The 20912-nt window shown below is 42.4% G+C and carries 18 protein-coding genes; 11 read left to right on the forward strand and 7 right to left on the reverse strand.

From position 1 onward, the window contains the following. From BP896_RS02110 to BP896_RS02125, 4 genes are all read left to right on the forward strand, one after another. Nucleotides 1-1018 (forward strand): AAA family ATPase (locus BP896_RS02110; protein ID WP_291765160.1); only part of this gene is annotated, 1018 nt, incomplete at its 5' end. Nucleotides 1019-1088: 70 nt separating this feature from the next. After that, nucleotides 1089-4382: a hypothetical protein gene (locus tag BP896_RS02115; protein ID WP_291765162.1), complete on the forward strand. Its 3294-nt coding sequence runs from the start codon at nucleotides 1089-1091 to the stop codon at nucleotides 4380-4382. Continuing rightward, entirely contained in the window at nucleotides 4372-4959 is a 588-nt protein-coding gene (locus tag BP896_RS02120; protein ID WP_291765163.1) for a hypothetical protein, read from the forward strand. The genes BP896_RS02115 and BP896_RS02120 overlap by 11 nt, the downstream gene beginning before the upstream one ends. Beyond that, a complete protein-coding gene (locus BP896_RS02125) occupies nucleotides 4946-5839 on the forward strand; it encodes a DNA double-strand break repair nuclease NurA (RefSeq protein ID WP_291765165.1) in 894 nt (297 codons plus the stop codon). Before BP896_RS02120 ends, BP896_RS02125 begins: the two co-directional genes overlap by 14 nt. On the opposite strand, the gene BP896_RS02130 is transcribed toward BP896_RS02125, so the two are convergent. The 3 genes from BP896_RS02130 to BP896_RS02140 form a co-directional block, all read right to left on the reverse strand. Further along, entirely contained in the window at nucleotides 5836-6258 is a 423-nt protein-coding gene (locus BP896_RS02130) for a helix-turn-helix transcriptional regulator (RefSeq protein ID WP_291765167.1), read from the reverse strand. The genes BP896_RS02125 and BP896_RS02130 overlap by 4 nt on opposite strands. Further along, nucleotides 6243-6947: a hypothetical protein gene (locus BP896_RS02135; RefSeq protein ID WP_291765169.1), complete on the reverse strand. Its 705-nt coding sequence runs from the start codon at nucleotides 6945-6947 to the stop codon at nucleotides 6243-6245. Before BP896_RS02135 ends, BP896_RS02130 begins: the two co-directional genes overlap by 16 nt. A gap of 252 nt (nucleotides 6948-7199) precedes the next feature. Continuing rightward, nucleotides 7200-7694, reverse strand: a complete 495-nt coding sequence (locus BP896_RS02140) for a peroxiredoxin (RefSeq protein WP_291765170.1) — start codon at nucleotides 7692-7694, stop codon at nucleotides 7200-7202. 127 nt (nucleotides 7695-7821) lie between these two features. Here BP896_RS02140 and BP896_RS02145 point away from each other — a divergent pair, with 127 nt between their 5' ends. From BP896_RS02145 to BP896_RS02165, 5 genes are all read left to right on the forward strand, one after another. Continuing rightward, nucleotides 7822-8733, forward strand: coding sequence for a dihydropteroate synthase (locus tag BP896_RS02145; protein WP_291765173.1), 912 nt, complete (start codon nucleotides 7822-7824; stop codon nucleotides 8731-8733). 11 nt (nucleotides 8734-8744) lie between these two features. Further along, the gene (locus tag BP896_RS02150) at nucleotides 8745-8918 is read left to right on the forward strand and encodes a hypothetical protein (protein WP_291765175.1); all 174 of its coding nucleotides are present in this window, start codon (nucleotides 8745-8747) and stop codon (nucleotides 8916-8918) included. 74 nt (nucleotides 8919-8992) lie between these two features. Then, nucleotides 8993-11662, forward strand: coding sequence for a DNA-directed RNA polymerase subunit A' (gene rpoA1 / locus BP896_RS02155; RefSeq protein ID WP_291765178.1), 2670 nt, complete (start codon nucleotides 8993-8995; stop codon nucleotides 11660-11662). Next, nucleotides 11655-12821, forward strand: coding sequence for a DNA-directed RNA polymerase subunit A'' (gene rpoA2 / locus BP896_RS02160; protein ID WP_291765180.1), 1167 nt, complete (start codon nucleotides 11655-11657; stop codon nucleotides 12819-12821). The genes rpoA1 and rpoA2 overlap by 8 nt, the downstream gene beginning before the upstream one ends. A gap of 168 nt (nucleotides 12822-12989) precedes the next feature. Continuing rightward, on the forward strand, nucleotides 12990-13634 hold the full coding sequence (locus BP896_RS02165) for an acetate uptake transporter (protein WP_291765182.1): 645 nt from the start codon (nucleotides 12990-12992) through the stop codon (nucleotides 13632-13634). An 8-nt stretch (nucleotides 13635-13642) separates the two neighbouring features. Here BP896_RS02165 and BP896_RS02170 read toward each other — a convergent pair whose 3' ends face one another. The 4 genes from BP896_RS02170 to BP896_RS02185 form a co-directional block, all read right to left on the reverse strand. Beyond that, nucleotides 13643-13876, reverse strand: coding sequence for a hypothetical protein (locus BP896_RS02170; RefSeq protein WP_291765184.1), 234 nt, complete (start codon nucleotides 13874-13876; stop codon nucleotides 13643-13645). Nucleotides 13877-14168: 292 nt separating this feature from the next. Then, nucleotides 14169-15683 (reverse strand): APC family permease, encoded by a 1515-nt coding sequence (locus BP896_RS02175; protein ID WP_291765187.1) that lies wholly within the window; start codon nucleotides 15681-15683, stop codon nucleotides 14169-14171. Beyond that, entirely contained in the window at nucleotides 15680-16834 is a 1155-nt protein-coding gene (locus BP896_RS02180; RefSeq protein WP_291765189.1) for a pyridoxal-phosphate-dependent aminotransferase family protein, read from the reverse strand. Before BP896_RS02180 ends, BP896_RS02175 begins: the two co-directional genes overlap by 4 nt. 49 nt (nucleotides 16835-16883) lie before the next feature. Then, nucleotides 16884-17255, reverse strand: coding sequence for a hypothetical protein (locus tag BP896_RS02185; protein WP_291765192.1), 372 nt, complete (start codon nucleotides 17253-17255; stop codon nucleotides 16884-16886). A gap of 155 nt (nucleotides 17256-17410) precedes the next feature. On the opposite strand from BP896_RS02185, the gene BP896_RS02190 reads away from it, so the two are divergent. Both BP896_RS02190 and eno read left to right on the forward strand, forming a co-directional pair. Beyond that, nucleotides 17411-19594, forward strand: a complete 2184-nt coding sequence (locus BP896_RS02190) for a sodium-translocating pyrophosphatase (RefSeq protein WP_291765194.1) — start codon at nucleotides 17411-17413, stop codon at nucleotides 19592-19594. Nucleotides 19595-19656: 62 nt separating this feature from the next. Continuing rightward, nucleotides 19657-20898 (forward strand): phosphopyruvate hydratase, encoded by a 1242-nt coding sequence (eno, locus tag BP896_RS02195; RefSeq protein ID WP_291765196.1) that lies wholly within the window; start codon nucleotides 19657-19659, stop codon nucleotides 20896-20898. Nucleotides 20899-20912 lie beyond the last annotated feature (14 nt).

The following is a 20912-nucleotide window of genomic DNA, read 5'->3' on the forward strand; positions in this document are numbered from 1 at the left end:
GGTTAGGCAACCAATTGCAGTAATAGGTTATAGGAGGATAGGGAAGTCATCATTAATGAATGTTGCCCTTAAACTAATTGATAATGAAAATGTAGTAACCGTTAAAGTATCCCTGGAGGGGGTTAGGAGTATTAGGCAATTTATTGACCTCTACGTTAGTAGCATACTCACTGAGGTGGTTAAGAAGTCGATTAGGCTTAGGCTGAAGGTAAGCTTAATTAACATTAGGGATGCGTTACATGCACTGCTTGGTGCAGTGAGGGAGGCTGGGGTTAGGTTTGATGGATTGGACTTCTATGTTAAGCTTTACACTGATGTAGTTGATTATAAGGTTAACATGATTAAGGCACTGGATGAATTCCTCCAAATGCCTCAAAGGATTGCTGAGGAGTTGAGTAAGAATATGGTGATTGCCTTTGATGAATTTCAGTATGTTAGGTTCCTTAAGCAACCGTATCCGGATGTGTTAAGGATAATGAGGAGGGTTTGGCAATCCCATAGTATGGTTGAGTACGTTATTGCCGGGTCGGAGGTGGGTATTATGAGGGATTTATTGAGCAGGAGTGATCAACCCTTCTTCGCCTTCTTTAGGGTTATTGAATTAAAGCCCTTTGATAAGGATACCAGCATATCATTCTTAAGGGAGGGGCTTATGGAGAATGGTGTGGATTGCCCAATGGATATTTTAGAGAAGGTTTATGAATTAACAGGCGGGTTCCCGGCTTGGCTTAACCTAGCTGGCTTAAGGATGATTGAAGGTGGGTGCGATAAGTACCTCATATTAAGTGACCCAACGGTTAAACTCATTATGGAGTCAGAATTAAGCGGCCTTAACCCTAATCAACTTAAACTCCTTAAAGCATTAGCCGCAGGCATTAAATTGAGTAGGGCAGGTGTTAGGAAGCCTAATAGAGTTTTAAGTGAATTAATTGCTAAGGGGCTTGTGGAGAAGGCTGGGTGGGGTAAGTATAGTATTGTTGATCCATTATTGGTGAATTACCTGAGGATTAATGGCTGAAGGTTTAAGGCTATAGTGCATTAATTTAACTGTTCCCTTAATTTAGGGGAGGCTTAACTCTACCCTTAAGATGGGGAATCCTTATGAGGCATTAGGCTTCGTGGATAGGCCGCTTAACCCAAGTGGGCTCCCACCTATGGTTAGGCGCTACGTTACCATGGGGCTTGAGAGGGAGGTTGGGGAAGTTATGAAGGCTGTGGAGGTCTTCCTAAGGGGTAGTGATAATATACTCCTAGTTGTGGTGGGTCCATATGGTTTCGGCAAGTCTGACTTACTTGATGATGTTGAGGGGAGGCTTAAGGGGCTTAACGTGGAGGTTGTTAGGGCTGCACTCAGCCTAAGCATGAACATTAAGGATTACTTAATTAGTAAATTCATGAATAGGAACCCCAGTAAGCCAATGATCATAATGTTTGATGAAGCCGATGAGTTAACTAGGGCAGCCTCAATGTCAGGTGGGGTAAGCAGTGAGGTTAAGAATTCCATAATGCAGGTTACTGGGTTAATTAGGGCTATTTTAGAGCCTAGGAGTTACGCCTCATTACTTAACCTGAAGCCAAGTGACTTAAGTAGAGTAATGATAATAGCGGCCTTCACCCCCCAATTATACTATAGTATATTGAAGAATAATGTGCCTGACGTCTTCGATATAGCCAGGGGTAGGGTTTTCAAGGAGGTTACCATTGATGATAGGGTACCCTACTGGCTTTATGAGGCGATTATTGAGAATAGGCTCCTATCATACTCAACCCCAGAGAAGCTTAAGGCTATTAAGGACGGTGAACTCAACCCCCTGCACCCCTTTAATAGGGAATCATTATCGTTAATATACTTAATAGCCAGGAGAATGGAGAATGGGCAGGCTTCACCCAGGAATCTAATTAAATTAACCTCCAAGTTATTTGAAATGATTGTTGAGAATAATGGGCAATTAACCGTAAACCTCATGATACGCTTCCTAACCTCAGAATTAGGTAAGTACATTAACCTCAACCTGCTTAATGAATTAAGGACTTATGGCGATGAGCTAATGCACGTAGCCTTATCCGGCATACCTGTTATGGCTAATCCCAGCGTCGAGTTAACTGGATTGGTTGAGAAGGTTAAGGTTATTGAAGTTAATCCGGAGAATGCCAGTGAATTACGCGCCATTAATAACCTGAGGATGGTTTACGGTAAACCACCAATAGTTGCCGATGACTTGAGGAACCTATCCATAGAGTACGGCTCATACTACACGGTGCCAATTGATAAGGGAATTAAGCTGATAGTTATACTTCCAGCGGAAGCTGATGCCGAGGGTTTCATAACTCATGAAGCCTATGTACTTAAGAAAAGCATCCACGATAAGCTACTTGGCTTAACTAACCCAGAGACCAGTAGCCTTGATGAGTTAAGCAACCTCATAAGGCAAGTGGCTATGGCTAAGCCCATTGACGTAGCCAGTAGGATAATCAGCATAATAACTAAGAGCGAGCCCATTAAAACCCAGGACGGTTTAAGAATAGTCATTGCTGATAATGCCTTAGATGCTAGACTAGCCTACATAGTGCTCACAAGCCCTGAGGGTGCATTAGGCATTGCGGCTAACTGCGGCGTTAGGGTTAATGGTCAGGTTAGGCATGTGGATGGTTTAATAGGGCTTATTGTTAATGACCAGTTACTAACAAGCCAGCTTCAAGGTAACCTAAACGTGAAGTGGTGTGGAGTTTATGATGCATCCCAAAGGATTCTACTAATTAACTACGGCTCAGACAACGTGGAGGAGTTGAGGGGGGTCTTAATAGGCCTTTACGTCTTATCCAAGTTCAGTAAAATACCAAGTGAGTACGCTAGTCAAGTTCAAAGCGCCACTAGGTTCATTGAGAGGATCAGCGCCTTCAGGGATTCATTGAGGAATCAGCTTCTTCAATACACGCTGGGGTTACCTAGGAGGAGGGAGGGTAAGAGGGATGCCATTAGGAGTTTGGTTAAGGGTTGGGTTGACGGTACTATTGATCAATCAACACCCCCTGCCTTTAAGTGTGGGGATAAGCCATGCATATCCAGGGTTGAGGCAACCTTAGTGAATTACCTAAGCAACCTTAAGAGGCCTATCGATGAGAAGGAGCTTGAGTACGTTATAAGGGGGCTCTTCCCTATCCAATTATGGAGGGACTTCAGGGAGCATGACCTAATAGACTTAATGAAGCTAAGGGGCCTACTTTTTGAACGTAACGGGAAGTACGTAGTGGCCATTAACGGCGAATTCAATGAAGCGGTTAATGAAGCATGCTCCAGGGTGAGGGAATTAGCTAAGCTACTTAATGGTAGTGCCTCAATAAGTATTGACAACATTAACCTCACTTTACAGACAGGCTTCAGCACACTTCAAGGTGAGGTTAAGGAACTTGAGGAGGAGTGTAAATTACTTACAACAGTGATAAGTAACCCCACTGAGGATGAGTTGAAGAGGTTGGCTAAAATTAACTTAAGCCTAATGACTCTTCAAGATAAGGTGAATGAGGTTAAGGAGAATGAGGGAAGGTTGATTAATGAGATAAAGAATACCATAAGTAACCTTAACTCATTAATCAACTCCCTAAATAACCCTGAGGTTAATGTTGATAACGCAATTAAAGATGTCGTGAGGGGTAAGGTTAAGGAACTTCAGGAAACAGTAATAAGGGCTATGAGTAACCTAAATGGCTTAAGCATTGATAAGGCCTATGAGGCATTAAAGTCATTAAACGATAACGTATCTAAGGAGGTTAATAGGCTTAGGAGGGAACTGGAGCTTTCAGCATCAATACTTCATTACGCCCATGAACATGCGGTAATGGCGCTCATATTAACTAAGGCATTTCAATTAACAGGTAATGGCGAAGAGATACCGCCTGAGGATAACATCACTGATTCAATTATTGAACTATTGAGTAAGGATGCATTAGATGACTTAGAGACTGTGTTAAGTGAGTATGAGAGTAGAGTTAAGGAGGCTAGGGGGAGGTTAATAGACATTATTAGTAAGGTTAAGGCCAAGGCTACTGAAATATATAATTCAGTTAATTGGCTTAAGCATAAGGGATTAATTAACCAAGACTTAAAGACACCGAACTTAGATTCAGTTAACTTGAGTGAACTTAAGGCAGGCATTGATGAGTTAGTTAACATTAATACTATAGTGACTAGTAGGCTTAGTGAATTAGCCAGTAAGCTTAACGTGCCGTTAAGCATGCTTAGGTACATTGCCTCAATGGGCCCTAACGTTGGCCTTGATGAGGTGATTATGGCTAGGGAACTAGGCATGGAGTCCAGAGATGTTATTAATTACCTTGAGGCCTTATGGAGGGCTAAACTAGTGGAGAAGCGTTATGTCTCGTGAGGCACCATTAATAGTAGCTGTGGGTGGTGATCCGGGAAGTAGATTATGTAGGCTCATTAAGTGCCTGGATGATTACAGCGGCTATGTTGACGTGGCAATATGCCTTAAACCATGCCAAGGCATTAATGCGCCTATCATCATTAATGTTATTAATTGTAATTGGGGCGGGGCAGTGGTTTACGGTAATGTAACGCTTAAGTCAATTAAATGCTGCAGCACAGACTGCGTTAAAGTAACTGATAATAGTGTTATTGTGACAGGTTACGTACCTAAAGTATACATGGGGCCAATGGCTGAGGTATTAGTTAAGGATGCCACTACACTCTGGAGGAGTACACTTATTGATGATGCGGTTAGTAGGATTAGTAGGAAGATACTCATCGAGAGGAGTAGCATCGGCTTATCTAAGACGTTAATGGGCCTAGTTAAGGCGCTTAAAATTGGTGATGCATCAAGTTTAGATGAAGAAACTTTAATGATCCTTGAAACCCTGGGGATAATTGATTCAGGAATGTTAATAAATAAGGATAAGTTAAGGAACTTAATAGATGAGGTGATTAAGATTGTATACCCTTGAATCCTTAATAAGTGGCGTATATAAGTTAAGTGAAGTTGAATTAACTCAAATAAGCGCTGAACTTGGTAACTTAAACATTAAGGACATTATAATTGAGGTCAACAGTAATGCGAATAACTATAGCACCGCGGCGGTGGATTCAGGTTTCATACCAGTAAAGTATCTTGGGGTGATCGTTGGCCTAATAAATGTAGCAACTGTAGTGCTTCCAAGTAATGCAAGAAGCAGGTTCATCGTAAGAGTAGTTGATAATTTGGAGGCCCTTGAGGATATTGCTAAGCTTGAGGAGTTTAACTCAGCGGTTGATTTGCTGAAGGATTATGAATTAGTACTAATGGATGGGCCACTGGTGTTTAATGATAATGAACCAAGTAGGTTAAGTGCAGTAATTAACAGAGCATTAAGTACTGGGCATTATGTACTATCCTTCACAAAGGAGGTTCGCATTAACCGCATATCCAGTAAGCTAATGAGCATTGAGAAGCAGGTTAATGAGGTAGCCTTATTCTTCACCCTATTTGAAAGGTTTAGGGAGAATGGTTCAAGGTCTGTTTTAATAACAACACCAGTGAATGTAAGAAGTGGAGTAGTGGGATTTTACATGCAGGCTAATGCCGGTAGCCCTCCTGTTTACGTTGAAGCCAGTGAGAATGTAGTCAGGAATCCAGAGGTATTGGGGGCTGTATCATTAATGATGAGTAGGGAGAATTACCCAATACCGCTTTACGTTGCTGATAAATTATCTAAGGTTAGTGATGAGGTTAAAAGGTGGTTCATAATGGCATTACTTAGGATTGGTGAGAGGGGTGAGGTGGATCCATTACTGTATAGGTATATTAGGGATGTGCTTGGTTACGCCAGGGGTAGGAGCCTTTATTAGCCTTCGGGGGAATTTTCATTAATTGACTTAAGGATACTTAAGACATCTTGGGTTCGTTGAATATAAACGTAATTATATTTACCCCTCTTCTCAACGTTAATTAATCCTAATTCACTTAACCTCTTAATTATCCTGAAGAGCGTCGACTTAGGTATGTTAAGTTCCTTACCTATAACTGACTGAATAACCGGCTTACCCTTATTCATTAGGTATTTAAGAACCTTAACCTCATCAGTGTTAAGCCTTGGCCTACTATCATTAATGGGTGATGAATCCAGTTTAATACCATCATTAATTACCTTCAGCATTCCTTTAGTTAACCTGGCCTTAACATCATACATCATGTAACCCAGCACCATTATTAAGAAAGCCTCCATCATTATTATTACCATTATTACGTTACCTAAAGGTGGTTGCACTCATTAATCACCCTGATTACAGCGCTCTCAAGCTTATCAGTTAATATGGTTAATAAGCCAAGGGTCCTTATTGATCCACTGGCCAATATCATGTAGCCGTAATTCTCAATATTGTTTAAACCAAGTTCAGAAATACCCTTCACAATGCATTCACTATTCCTTATCTTACCAATTATGCTGATATTTACGTTAGCTGAGCCTGTGGTTAATCCACTGCTTAGGTTTATTGATATTGCTGAAGCTACGTCACCAACCCTAATGGCCTTGTAGGCCTCGTTATTATTACCGCTAACTAACCAGCCATTACTACTAAGCATTAAGGCAATCTCTATGTTTGAAATGGGGGTGTTAGTCATGTATGACATCTCCTCTATAAGCTCACTTAATGCATTCAGCAGGATTTTTAAATCATTAATACTCTTAATACCCTTAAGCGTTACTGATGGTATTAGGACAGCCATCTTTGAATCCTTAACATAATCAGCGTAGAAACCTAATGAACCAACCGCTGGGGCTATTATGGAGAACTCCTCCTCATTAACTGGGGTTATGGTAGCTATTTTAAACTCAATTAAGCCAGTACTAACCATCCTGTTGAAGGATAATTCAATAAGCTTTCCATTAACCATTGAGTAAACCTTAGACTTCTCCACACCACCGCTAAACTCCTCAACAATAACACTATCCATTACGAATTTACTATCTATAAGGTGCTTATATGCGTTACTGTTATGTATTAAGTCCCATTCCCTTATCACCAAAGTAAAAATGCCCAACATCATGCATTACAAGCGGCACCTCCTACAGTTAATTTTACATACAGCTTTTTGGCCAATGTTATTATGCCTTCAAGTTAATCAAGAATCAGAGGGCTGCATTTACATCAAGGATACAGGCCAATGAGCTACTATAGTTTAACAATCCTCAGTAAATCTGTGGGATTAACCGCACCCACCGCTTTTGCTAACGTTCATAGCGGTAACAAGATTAAGGATTTCCTTATAGGGTGGTTCATTCCTCGGATCATCGCTAACCCACTTATACCTAACTATACCCTGCTCATCAAGTATTAATGCCGCCCTCTTAGCCAGCTTCTTTAAGCCAAGCAGATCCTCAAGCACCAGGTTGTATTTTTCAATGAATTGCCTATTAAAGTCACTTAATAATGTGAAGTTCAACTTATTAGCCTCCTTAAAGGCCTTTAACGTCCATGGTTGATCAACACTTATGGCGATCACCTCGGCATTAGCCTTATTCAGTAGGCTCATGTTATCCCTTATTGTGCACAACTCCTTTGTGCATACTGGGCTGAAGGCTGCAGGGAACGTTAAGATAACCACAGGCCTCCCTTTACCTAGGAAGTCGCTTAGCCTCCTTACCTTTAGGTCTGTGTCTAGGAGCTCGAAGTCAGGAGCCTTTTCCCCTATGTTAACCATGGGTGCGCTTAAGGTTACTTAATATACCTATTCATGAATCCTGAACATGAGTATTAATTAATGATTCACCAAGCAAGATTAATTAATGTAAGTAAGTTTTTAATTACGCATTGACCGCTACTCCTTAATGAACCTTAAGCTAAATACCCCTGAAGTTATGGCTGTTGTCAATGTGAGCCCTGAGTCATTCTACTCACCAAGCGTTAAATCAACTGAGGATGAGTTACTTAAGTTCGCTATCGAGGCATTTAAGGCTGGTGTAAGGATCTTTGATATTGGAGGAATGTCTACTGCACCATTTAAGAAAACCTGGGTTCCTGAGGATATTGAATTAAGTAGACTTAAATGGGCCATAAACCTACTGAGGCGGGAATTGGGGGATAAGGTTATTCTGTCAGTGGATACTTTCAGGCTTCATGTGGCTTCTGAGGTGGCTAAATTAGGTATAGATATATTAAATGATGTAACAGGCTTAAGGTATGATAAGGGATTAGCCACGGTGGCTAAGGAGTATGGATTAGCCATGATACTGTGTGCAAGGGAAGTTACCCAAAGTAACCTGAACCCCATTGACGCCATTATTAATGAGGCTAAGTGGAGTATTAATATTGCTGAGTCCATGGGTGTTAACGATATTATAATTGACCCATGCATAGGCTTCCCACCCCTTGATAGGGATCAGAATCTGGAACCTAATAGGCAGGTAACTAATACGCGCTATGATGACTGGCCCTACAGGGATATTTACCTTGTTGCAAACATTGCAAGAATAAGGAGGGAACTTGGTAGGCCTATTTGCGTTGGTGTATCAAGGAAGGGGTTCATCAGGAGGCTACTGGGTGTTGGTATTGAGAATTCCATTTGGGGAACCCTGGGACTCCACGCATACTTAGCATACATGGGTGTGGATTTAATTAGGGCCCATGATGCTGTGGAGACCCTTAATGTTATTAAAATAATCAATATGGTGAAGGAGTGCAGTGGCGATTACTTAAGTTGCATTAACAACGTGAGAAAAGCTTATAAGGAGGCTGACTAATCAGCGGCTATATGTCCATTAGCATTATTCAGGAATATAAACGATATAGGACTATTAAGCAGCTTAAAATGCTCCGAACAGTAAAGGTTGCTAGGGAGGTTATGCTTATGGCTATAGCCATGAAGCCGCTACCCATTGAAAGGGGAATTAAAGGCAGTATAATTAAGGCTAAGGCAACTCATTGATGCTTAAAGCCTGAAGCACTGTTAATTGGGAGAAAAAGCTTTATAAACCCGACGGGTACTATGGTGACCTTAGAATGTCTTATTCTAATCAAGGAAGCGGTGAGGATAATATCCCGCTTAAGGTAATTAAGGAAATAAGCTTCAGCGTCCTTTCACCAGATTTAATACGAAAAATGTCAGTAATGGAGGTAACAACCTCAGAGACTTATGATGAAGCCGGTAACCCAGTTAAAGGTGGGTTAATGGATAGGAGGCTGGGTGTTGATGAACCTGAGGCTAGGTGCGAAACCTGCGGTAATGATTGGAGGAGGTGCCCTGGGCATTTCGGTAGAATTGAGTTAGTTAGGCCTGTTATTCACCCGGAGTTTGTTAAGCCCATTTACGACATACTGAGGGCAACATGCCCCAACTGCGGGAGGTTGAAGCTAACTGACGATGAGTATAAGAGGTATTCTGAGAGAATTAAGAAGCTTAAGAAGCATTGGAGAGCCCTCTCTGATAGGCTTATTCTTAGGGTTAAGAAGAAGGCTGCCGCCAGGTCAACATGCCCACACTGCGGTGCCCCTCAACCTAAGATTAGGCTTGATAAGCCATTCAAATTCTACACTGAGTCTGAGGATGGTAGGTTAACTAGGCTTGATCCAGTTAATATAAGGGAGTGGCTTGAGAAGGTGCCTGACGAGGACCTTGAGTTACTTGGCTGGAACCCCTCAACGGCTAGGCCTGAATGGGCTGTCTTAACGGTATTACCTGTACCACCACCTCAGGTTAGGCCATCAATACAATTACCCAGTGGCCAAACCAGTGCTGATGACTTAACCCACGCCTTAACAACTATACTTAGGTATAATGAGAAGCTTAGGAATGCTATAGAGTCTGGTTCACCCACAACCTCAATACTTGACCTTTGGGATTCACTTCAAGCCAATGTTGCCACATACATTGATAATGAGTTACCTGGCGGTATTCAGGCTAGGCATAGGAGTAAGAGGCCGCTTAAGGGTATTGCCCAGAGGCTTAAGGGGAAGGAGGGGAGGTTTAGGGGTAGTTTATCAGGTAAGAGGGTTGAATTCTCAGCTAGGACTGTGATTAGCCCTGACCCCAATTTAAGCATCAATGAGGTTGGTGTACCAATTGATATAGCTAAGGAACTCACCGTTGTGGAGCCTGTTACGGAGTGGAATATTGATTTAATGAGGATGCTTGTTATTAATGGGCCTGAGACTTGGCCTGGAGCTAATAGGGTTATTACACCTGATGGTAAAAAGATTGAGCTTAAGGTTAGGAGGGATAGGAGTGAATTAGCTCAGCAGATTCAGCCTGGTTGGATGATTGAGAGGCATTTAATGGATGGCGACTATGTCCTATTCAATAGGCAGCCAAGCCTCCATAAAATGTCAATAATGTGCCATATAGTTAAGGTACTGCCTGGCAGAACCTTTAGGCTTCACTTAGCAGTATGCCCACCCTACAATGCTGACTTCGATGGGGATGAAATGAATCTACACGTACCCCAGACCCCTGAGGCTAGGGCTGAGGCTAGGACAATAATGCTTGTTCAGAACTTCATAGTAACGCCCAGGTATGGTGGCCCAATAATAGGCGCTAGGCAAGACTACATAACTGGAGGCTACTTACTTTCAAGGAAGGGTAATGTGCTAACTAGGGAGAAGGCCTTATTCATACTTGGTGCAGTTAGGGAGAACGTGCAGCTTGAAGAACCGGCAATAATGCACCCTGTAGAGCTTTGGACAGGTAAGCAATTAATATCAACACTACTGCCTAAGGACTTCAACTTCACTCAAGCCACGTCCTTTAAGTCAACGTGCAATGACCCATACAGGTGCGATACTGACGAATACATTGTAGTGGTTAACGGTTACTTAGCCACAGGTGTTCTTGATAAGAAGTCCATTGGAGCTGAGCAGGTTGATTCACTGCTTCACGTATTAGTTAAGAGGTATGGCAATGAATTCGGTAGGAGGTGGATTGACTCAATGTTTAGGTTAATAATAAGGTACATTGACATAAGGGGCTTCACCATGGCCCTTGACTCACTTAACTTACCTGAGGACGCAATGAAGAAGCTTGATGAGGTTAAGAACACTTACATTAAGGAGGCATATGAATTACTGGATAAGTACTATAAGGGTGCCCTTGAGGCTGAGCCAGGTAAGACCATTGAGGAGACCCTTGAAGATAAGTTGGCTGAAACATTATCGAAGATTAGGGAGGAAGCATCTAAGATAGTTGATGACTACATGAATAAGGAGTCTGAGGTGTATATAATGGCTAAAACAGGTGCAAGGGGTAGCCTATTGAACGCTGCCCAAATGACCGCTGCCCTAGGTCAACAAACAATAAGGGGTGAAAGGTATACGCGTGGCTTCACCGATAGGACCCTACCCCACTTCCTACCTGGTGATAAGGGCCCTGAAGCTAGGGGTTTCGTTAAGAGTAACTTCAGGGATGGATTATCCCCAATAGAGTACTTCTTCCATGCTGGAGGTGGTAGGGATGGATTAGTTGAAACCGCGGTAAGAACATCCCAAAGCGGTTATGCACAGAGGAGGCTCATTAATGCAATGCAGGATATCTACGTGGCCTATGATGGAACAGTTAGGGATTCGCAGGACGCAATAATACAGTTCAAGTATGGTGAGGATGGTATTGATGTATCTAAGAGTGACCACGGTAGGTTAAACATAGATGAAATAATAAGGAGAGTGATTACAAGTGGCTGAGCAGTACTTAAACCAAGAGGAGGTTAAGTCAAGGATTGAGACCCTTAAGGAGGTATTACCCAGTAAGCTAGTTAATGAACTGCTTAATAGGTTAAGCAACGTTAAGTTATCGGATAGGCAACTAGAGAGAGTTATGAAGGCTGTCACGGCGGAGTACTATAAGTCAATAGTTGATCCAGGTGAGGCAATAGGCATAGTTACTGCTCAAAGTGTTGGTGAACCATCAACACAAATGATATTGAGGACCTTCCACTACGCTGGCTTAAGGGAATTCTCAATGGCCCTAGGTTTACCTAGGTTGATTGAGATAATTGACGCCAGGAGGAAGCCTCAAGTACCTAGAATGACCATTTACCTTAAACCTGAGTACGCTCATGACGAGGAGAAGGCTCATGAAGTCGCCAAGAGGATTCAAGTAATAACCATTGAGAATTTAGCCAAGAGCGTTGATGTGGATTACTTTAATTCAACAATAGTAATAACCCTTGATGAGGATGCATTAAGGTATAGAGGGCTAACCGTTAATGACGTTAAGAAGGCCTTAGATAGGATTAAGGGTAAGGCAGGGGAAATAACGGTTGAGGGTAATTCAATAAGCGTGACAGTTAATGCACAGGAGGTATCAGCCTTAAAGAAGATGAGGGATAAGATCCTTCAAACTAAGGTAGCTGGCATAAGGGGGATTAAGAAGGCCCTAGTCATGAAGACTGATAATAATGAGTACGTAATATACACTGAGGGAACAAACCTAGAGGCGGTACTACTACTTGATGAAGTTGACTCAACAAGGACAATATCACATGACATACATGAGGTCGCTGAGGTGCTTGGTATTGAGGCGGCAAGAATCATGATTATGAGGGAACTAAAGGCTGTTTTAGATGACCAAGGTCTAGATGTGGATTCTAGGCACTTAATGATGGTTGCAGACGTAATGACGTGGGATGGTAAGGTTAGGCAGATTGGGAGGCATGGTGTAGCAGGCCAGAAGGTTAGCCCATTAGCTAGGGCAGCCTTTGAAGTTACAGTGAAGAACCTAATTGAGGCAGCCTACATGGGGGAGAGCGAGAAGTTCAAGGGAGTTGTGGAGAACATCATATCAGGTAAGTATGTGCCCATTGGCACCGGCTACGTTGAATTAATGCTTGAGCATCCGTGAAATCTTACTTATTAATACGTGGAAAGCTTTATTAAATTTGAACTAAACCTAATGATTAATATGCTTGAGTATACTAAGATTTGCTTAATATTTGTCTTAAATAGCTTTTTATTTATTTCACTATTATCTTGAAATAAATCTTATAAGTATTTAAATTCATAGAAGCATATGGCTTCCACTACGGTTATGGTTAAGAAGGCTGACCCAACTGCCCTTGGAATCTTCTCCTATGGATTCAGCCTATTCATACTATCAATATACGCTATGGGTTTTTACCCATGGAGTGAAAGCATTATGATGATTGCCCCAGCATTAGTCTTTGGTGGAATATTCCTACTTGTTGCAGCCAACTGGGAGTACAATAATGGTAATACCTTTGGAGCCACTGCATTCGGCACATACTCAGCATTCTTCCTAACATTCGCGGTTGCACACATTGGTATCGTGGCTGGTTGGTTCTCATCGCTGGAGGTTGCACACTTAGTTGGTTTACTTGCAATAGCCTTTGCAGTAATGACATTCTTCTACTGGATAGGTAGCTTCAGGATGAATCTAGCATTAAACTTAACGTTATTATTCTTACTAATAACCTTCATACTCTACGCAATACCACTCACATCATTATCATCATCAATGATCAGCGTAATGGGTAAAATACCTAGTGCACTTAAGCCAGCTGGCTACGTAGGCTTCATAGATTCATTATTCACAATGTGGGTTGGGGCTGCAACAGTGATAAATGATAGGTGGGAGTTAGCTGGATTAAAGGGCCCAATACCTGTCTACCCCTTCACTAAAAGGAAGAATAAGTAAATCCTAATTCACGAGAATCTACTTAAAACCCTCATTAATCCCTTATTGGTTAAGAAAACATTATTATCCTTTAAAGCCACGTATCCCTGATCAACAAGTGATTTTAAGGTATTACTTACTAGGCTTACCTCACTATTAATTATCTTAGCCAACGTACTCACACTTATAGCCTTACCTTCACTAACCGCCGACTGCATGAATAATGCAAGCAGTATCCTTTCCTCAGGCCCAGCCACACCCATATTTAATTCCCCCCTAAACCCCCTTTATAACTATTTAAACAATTCTTTCCCTCACCGCAAATGCTAAAGGGCATTACATTAATGCACTTAGCTTAACTTTAATTAATTATTCTTGCATTAAATTCACATTAAGTTAAAATGCAAGGAACTCCATTAATGTAACTCCTACAAAAAATGCATAAGCCATCCCGAATCCATAAAGCAATGAAGCGGCTTCATCAATTAAACTACCTAAAGGCTCAATACTCTCCTTCTTGTACTTAATGAGTACCTTATATTTTAAGGCAGGGCTTTATTCTGGTGGTATTTCCTCGTAAACTAGGCTCAATGGTATTCCCTCCTTATCCCTAATGTGCTTAACTACAGCAAATATTATTAGGCCAATTACGAATATTACTGATGATTCAGCCAGTAGTTGTATCGGATTCCCTGTCACGTAGAGGTAGTATTGGGGTTGAGTTAACCAGTAGTATGCAAATATGAGTAGGAATGCTAAGTATACTGCTGTTAGGGAAGTGATGAGTACTTTACTTACCTGAAGCTTAACAATACCCTTAACATACATGATTAAGGCCAGGAGTACTGAGGTTATGAATGTGAAGACCAGTAGGATTAAGGCGTCAAGGTTTAATGCATAGAGGAGGCTTGAACTGAAGGGTGTTAGTATTAGGATATACATTAGTATTACCGTTACGGCTAGGTCAAATAAATGAGCCACAACAGGTGAGTGGGTCCTTGGGTTAACGTAGGAGAATACTCCCGGTAGAACCCTATCCATTGAGAAGGCTAATAGGTACCTTGATACTTGAATAATAACCCCTGTGACTGGGGCAATGTACCAGAGGAATGATGAGTATGCTAAGGCTATGGCTATTGGAGTGTGTATTAATGCTAAGTCAGCACCTGGGTTAATGAGGATGAAGCCATTATCCACACCATAGGCATACATGTAGCTTGCACCAATGTAGAAGTTAACTCCAAGGCTCCTTAGGAATGAGGCAACGAATAATGTGAAGAATAAACCACCTATTATGAACATTCCAATAACACCAAGCAATGCAGTTACCCTATCCCTCCTAATCTCACCACCTATAGTGGCTGGGAAGTTAACGTAAGCCCAAACAGCCGTTGTGAATGAAGCCATACCAAGTACCCCATATACCCCACCCGTTGGTGAAGCCTTACTGGCATTCATTAAGGCTTCAACGTAGGCTGATCCAAGGGATGATTTAATTAGGCTGATTGGAAGTAAGGCGATATATACTGCTGAGGCTATGAATGTTAATAGGGCTGCAGCAGAAATAATCATGAACATTGTTAAGCCAGCCCTGGCTGAAGCCACATTAACCATTATTAAAACCACCACTAATGCAACTGCTATGGCGAATTCATACCTAGGACTCGTTATAATGCCTGCAAGTGGATTACCTAATGCTTGAAGAACAATACCCAATTGGCTTATTGAGAAGTACACTAATACTGCATCGTAAAGCATCTCACCAATAGTGAAGTTGAACCAGGCCGCGAAGCCCACGGGTGGGTTAAGCCTAGAGAAGTATACGTAGTCGCCGCCTGTCCTTGGGTATTGGCGGGTTATTAAGTACCACATGATTACCCCAGGTATGAACATTAACCATGAGGCAATTAAGGCTATGTAGGCTGAATTACCTTCACCATATAGGTACATGCCTGTTAAGTACACGAATGGCACTATTAGGAAGCCATTATAACCCATGCTCACCAATAATGCCTTAAGGGGCCCAACCTCCCTCACTAGGCCTGTGCTCTCCCTTACGAAGATGCTCATGCACCAACACCACTTAGGAAGGCTTCAATAACATCCCCAACTTTAACCCTGTACCCTGAGTCATTAAGAGCCTTAGTAAGCGCCATTAAGGCGCTCGTCATTATGCTTAAGGAGGCTGTGTAACCCATATGCCCAATCCTAAGTACCTTACCCCTTAATGGCCCCCAGGAACCAGCAATGAAGGCACCGTACTTTAATGCCGATTCCCTAACCTTAGCCTCACTTACATTATTGGGTACGTAGAAGGCTGTCACAGTTGGGCTTGAGTACTCTTTTGAGTCAGGCACTATTTTAAGGCCCATTGATTCAATTGCATTAACTACACCGCGGGATATTGCCCTATGCCTACTATAAACATTACTTAACCCCTCCTCATTAATCATTCTCAATGACTCCACTAAACCATATACCAATGATTCACTGTGAGTATAGGGGAACTCCATCTTCTCAACAGCATCCCTCCAATACTTAATGTTTAAGTAAAAGCCCCTATAGCCTACCCTCTCTGCCTCGCTCCACGCATCATCACTAATCGCCAGTATGGTTAAGCCTGAGGGTAAGTTAAGTACCTTTTGACTACCCCCAATGAGTACATCAATACCCCACTTAACATCAATATCGACACCACCCATGGATGACACTGCATCAACCACCAGGAGCTTATCCTCGGACTTAACAACCTTAGCTAACTCCCTTAAATTATTTAATGTACCACTCGGTGTCTCACAGTGAACCATGGTGACAACCCTAGCCTCCTTAGCCTCATTTCTAAGGAATGAGGAAACCTTATCTGGATCAAGTACACTACTGTAGTCAACCCTGTGAAGTATGGGTACACCACCGTATGATGATACTAAGTCTGAGAACGCATCACCAAAGAAGCCATTACTCAAGACGGCAACTTTATCACCACTCCTCACTAAATTAGCCACAGCAGCCTCTAGCCCACTCATGGCTTCACCAACCCATATTATAATATTCCTCCTCTGTGCACTAAGCATATTAGCTAACATTGACCTGGCCTCATCATAGAGCTTGAAGAAGCTTGGATCAAGGTCGGGATTAGTGGTGCGTTTAGCCATGGCTAGGAGCACTCTATGAGGTATTTCAGTTGGTCCAGGTGTTACTATTAGGGTGTCTGTTATCAGCATTAAAATGGATTCAGGAAGGTTAAGTTAAGCATTGCTTAACGTTAAACACTTAGCCCTTTAACTCAATTTTATAAATCCTTAACGGTTCCATGGCCTTATCATCAACGTAAATGTAGAAGATTAATGAACCAGGTACAATATACCTTACGTCCTCCACCGACATATCCACCCTATCACTCGGCACCTTAGCCCCCGCTACTCTTAATGCTACCACTGATTCCTTATTATTAAGCATGTTGAATATTTTAAGGCCTTGAGCAACATAATCATTGAATTCACTTATGAAAGATTTAAGCGGTACTTCAGTGAACTTCACCAGTGAGATCTCCTCCTCAGTTAATATTGCCGGTGTGAACCAATCTATTAAAAGTATTCTACCTGTTTCCTTACCTGACTTCTTCTGTTTCTCCTCCAGTAACATTAATTAGATACTTGCTTGATTTATTTAAAAGCTTTAAGCAGTGGTCTAATAAGTGTTATTGGGAAATATGGTATCACTTTTATAATTATGAATATAGTGTACTCAGTATATTGCAATAAATAATCCTTATAAGACCTATTTACTAATCCATAGTTATGGTTACCTCATTAAACCCCCTAAGCCTACCTTTAGTAATACCATTAATTGGGTTAGCATATGCACTATACAATACTCATTGGGTCCTCTCAAGAGATCCTGGGGATGAGAAATTGAAATGGATAAGCAACCTAATAGCCAAGGGTGCGGGGGCATTCCTTAAAAGGGAGTACAGTGTTATTCTTCCAACAGGCCTCATCCTAATGCTAATAATAGGTGCAACATACTACCTACTCTTCCATTCACCCTCATTAGCCGCCTACTCAATGATATCATTCGCCCTTGGAGCCATAGGCAGTGGATTAGCAGGTTATATTGGAATGTATGTTACAACCAGGAGTGCCTCAAGAACAGCTGCTGCAGCCAGGGGAGGCATTGATGAGGCTCTTAAGGTTTCCTTCAGGGCTGGGAGCGTCATGGGTATTATACTGGCTAGTATAGCGGTATTAACGGTTTCATCACTATACCTAGTCTACTCCACGTTGGTTAGGGAATGGGCCATGGCCATAGCCCCCGTAGCCCTTGGCGCAAGCTTAATGTCACTCTTCATTAGGGTTGCTGGGGGTATTTACACTAAGGCTGCTGATTGGGGTGCGGATATGGTTGGTAAGGTTGAGTCAAACATACCTGAGGATGATCCAAGAAACCCAGGAGTTATAGCTGATAACGTGGGTGATAATGTGGGTGATGTTGCGGGAATGGCTAGTGACGTTTATGAAAGCTTCATAGTTGTGCTCACAGGGTCACTTATACTAATCTCAGTATTCAACATACCTAAGATATTCGCATCACTAATACTATCAGTAACATCACTAGTACTCCTCTCAACACTACTAGGTGTACAAGTAGTGAGGGGTAAGGTTAATGGGAGGGATATAGCCTCAGCATCAATGAGGAAGCTGAGTAATTCGCTAATAGTAACAGTACTCATTAGTTCATTACTCATCACTGCTTACTCAATGCTTGTCGTTAAGCCACTGGAGGCCATGGCACTCTCAGTTAGCGTTATAATGGGTTTCGTAACCGCGGTGGCTGTATTATACATAACCCAGTACTTCACTCACTACACCTATGGACCAGTTAAGGATATTGCTAAGCAAGCATCATTATCAGCATCAAACGTAATAGTCGCTGGCTACTCATACGGCCTACTGAGCGCTACACCAGTAATACTGATAGTTGCGGTGGCTCTTGGAATATCGTTTTACCTTGGCTACGCATACATTCCAGCATCAATGCCTATTGAGGGGGGTATAATGGGTACTGCATTAGCCTCAGTTGGCTTACTTAGCCTAGCCGGCATAGTTATTTCACTGGATTCCTATGGACCTGTTAGTGATAATGCAAATGGGTTAGTGGAGATGGCTGGGCTTGGGGATGAGACTAGGATGATTACTGATGCACTTGATGCAATAGGGAACACGTATAAGGCTACCACTAAGGGTTACGCAATAGCCAGTGCTGGTTTAGCATCACTGGTCTTATTCATAGGCTTCATTTATGAGGCAGTTAGCTACAGTACCCCGGCTGATGGCGCCTTATCAGTTGCCTTAAATTACCTTAACGTAATCAACCCACTACTACTGGTGGGCATATTAATGGGTGCTGTCTTAGTTTACGTATTCTCATCAAGGCTACTCATAGCTGTGGGTAAGGCTGCCTCTGAATTAGTTGAGGAGATTAGGAGGCAATTCAGGGTAAAGAGGATTCTTGAGGGTTTAGATAAGCCTGACTACGATAAGGCAATAGATATAGCCACTAGGCATGCCTTAAGGGAATTCATGGCTCCGGCATTACTGGCTGTGGCAATGCCAATACTGGTTGGCTTAACCCTAGGTTGGGTTGCCTTAGCGGGCTTAATACTAGGTACCATAATAGTTGGGTTCCCCAGGGCCTTACTAATGGCTAACGCCGGTGGTGCATGGGATAACGCTAAGAAGCTAATTGAGGCAATGCTTGATCCTGAACTTGGGGGTAAGGGTAGTGCTGCCCATAAGAACGCAGTCATCGGTGATGTAGTTGGTGACCCCTTCAAGGATACTGCAGGCCCATCCTTAAACCCATTAATAAAGGTGGTTAACACAGTATCAATAGTGTTCGCCCCAGCAGTGGCCATGATTAGTGCAGTAAACCCAGTAGCCCACTTAGGTTACTTAATACTACTGTTTATTCACTTGATTTAAATTGAAGCGTTAAGAGTAGAAACGCATTTTAATATTTTAATACTGAACTAGGCGGTGGACCCATGGGAACTAGGATAAGTGGATTAGGCATTAGGAAGGTTTTTACGGGTAGGGGTGATTTAACTGTTGAGGTTGAGGTGAAGCTTGAGGATGGTTGGGGTAGGGCTATTGCCCCAGCTGGTGCATCAAGAGGTAAGCATGAGGTTAAGTACTTCCCCGATGAGGGTGTTGATGCAGCCATAGACGCCTTCAAGAGGTGGGTTGAACCAAGCTTAATAGGCATGGATGCTGTTAATCAAGCTGCCATTGATAAGAAGCTTGAGGATATTGATGGGACCTGGGACTTCTCTAAAATAGGGGGCGCCGTGGCCGTAGCAACCTCAATGGCTAATGTGGTTGCTGTGGCGGATTCAAAGGGATTATGGCCGTATCAGGTTATTGGCGGTTCATTAGCCAACGTGATACCATATCCATTAGGTAATACTATTGGTGGTGGTAAGCATAGTAGGGGCCTTGGGCCAGATTACCAAGAATTCCTAATCCTACCCTACGGTGCACCTGACATATATACTGCAGTGTACACTAATATGGAGGTTCATAGGGAGGTTGGGAAGATACTGGCTAAGGAGGACCCAACCTTCGCTGGTGGTAAGAATGATGAGGGTGCGTGGACTGCTAAAATATCCACTGATAAGGCCCTTGAGGTGCTTAGCTCGGCCATTAAGGAGGTTTCAAGGAGGCTTGGAGTTGAGATTGGGTTAGGTATTGATGCGGCATCATCAAGCATGTGGAATGGTAAAGCCTACGTATACGCTAATGAGGGTAGGGAATTGACTCCAAGGGAGCATTTTGAGAGGATTAAGGGCATAATTGAGAAGTATGATTTAATGTACATTGAGGACCCATTCCATGAGGAGGATTTCCAATCCTTCGCTGAGTTAACGGCCTTATTTAAGGATAGGCTTATTGTTGGTGATGACTTATTTACAACCAACCCAGATAGGTTGGCAATAGGTATTCGTGAGAGGGCTGCTAATGCCGTTTTAATTAAGGTTGATCAGATAGGCACAGTGACGAGGGCCCATGAGACTGTTAGGCTTGCATTAAATAATGGTTACAGGATAGTGGTTTCACATAGGTCAGGTGACACTGAGAGTGGGTTATTAGCCCACATTGCTGTCGGCTTTAAGGCACCTATAATTAAGGCTGGTATAATGGGTAGTGAACGCGTTGCTAAGGCTAATGAACTGCTGAGAATATGGGATCACCTAGGTGGCGTAGCAAGAATGGCTAAGATCAAGTAATGTTTTTAACCAAC

It is taken from the genome of Caldivirga sp. UBA161 (genome assembly GCF_002506515.1).
In the GTDB taxonomy this organism is placed as follows: domain Archaea; phylum Thermoproteota; class Thermoprotei; order Thermoproteales; family Thermocladiaceae; genus Caldivirga.

Bases quoted from the DNA above. Each gene is read 5' to 3' on its own strand.
- BP896_RS02115 (WP_291765162.1), top strand. From the start codon at position 1,089: ATGGGGAATCCTTATGAGGCATTAGGCTTCGTGGATAGGCCGCTTAAC.
- BP896_RS02120 (WP_291765163.1), top strand. From the start codon at position 4,372: ATGTCTCGTGAGGCACCATTAATAGTAGCTGTGGGTGGTGATCCGGGA.
- BP896_RS02135 (WP_291765169.1), bottom strand. From the start codon at position 6,947: ATGGATAGTGTTATTGTTGAGGAGTTTAGCGGTGGTGTGGAGAAGTCT.
- BP896_RS02140 (WP_291765170.1), bottom strand. From the start codon at position 7,694: ATGGTTAACATAGGGGAAAAGGCTCCTGACTTCGAGCTCCTAGACACA.
- BP896_RS02145 (WP_291765173.1), top strand. From the start codon at position 7,822: ATGAACCTTAAGCTAAATACCCCTGAAGTTATGGCTGTTGTCAATGTG.
- BP896_RS02150 (WP_291765175.1), top strand. From the start codon at position 8,745: ATGTCCATTAGCATTATTCAGGAATATAAACGATATAGGACTATTAAG.
- rpoA1 (WP_291765178.1), top strand. From the start codon at position 8,993: ATGTCTTATTCTAATCAAGGAAGCGGTGAGGATAATATCCCGCTTAAG.
- BP896_RS02165 (WP_291765182.1), top strand. From the start codon at position 12,990: ATGGCTTCCACTACGGTTATGGTTAAGAAGGCTGACCCAACTGCCCTT.
- BP896_RS02170 (WP_291765184.1), bottom strand. From the start codon at position 13,876: ATGGGTGTGGCTGGGCCTGAGGAAAGGATACTGCTTGCATTATTCATG.
- BP896_RS02175 (WP_291765187.1), bottom strand. From the start codon at position 15,683: ATGAGCATCTTCGTAAGGGAGAGCACAGGCCTAGTGAGGGAGGTTGGG.
- BP896_RS02180 (WP_291765189.1), bottom strand. From the start codon at position 16,834: ATGCTGATAACAGACACCCTAATAGTAACACCTGGACCAACTGAAATA.
- BP896_RS02185 (WP_291765192.1), bottom strand. From the start codon at position 17,255: ATGTTACTGGAGGAGAAACAGAAGAAGTCAGGTAAGGAAACAGGTAGA.
- BP896_RS02190 (WP_291765194.1), top strand. From the start codon at position 17,411: ATGGTTACCTCATTAAACCCCCTAAGCCTACCTTTAGTAATACCATTA.
- eno (WP_291765196.1), top strand. From the start codon at position 19,657: ATGGGAACTAGGATAAGTGGATTAGGCATTAGGAAGGTTTTTACGGGT.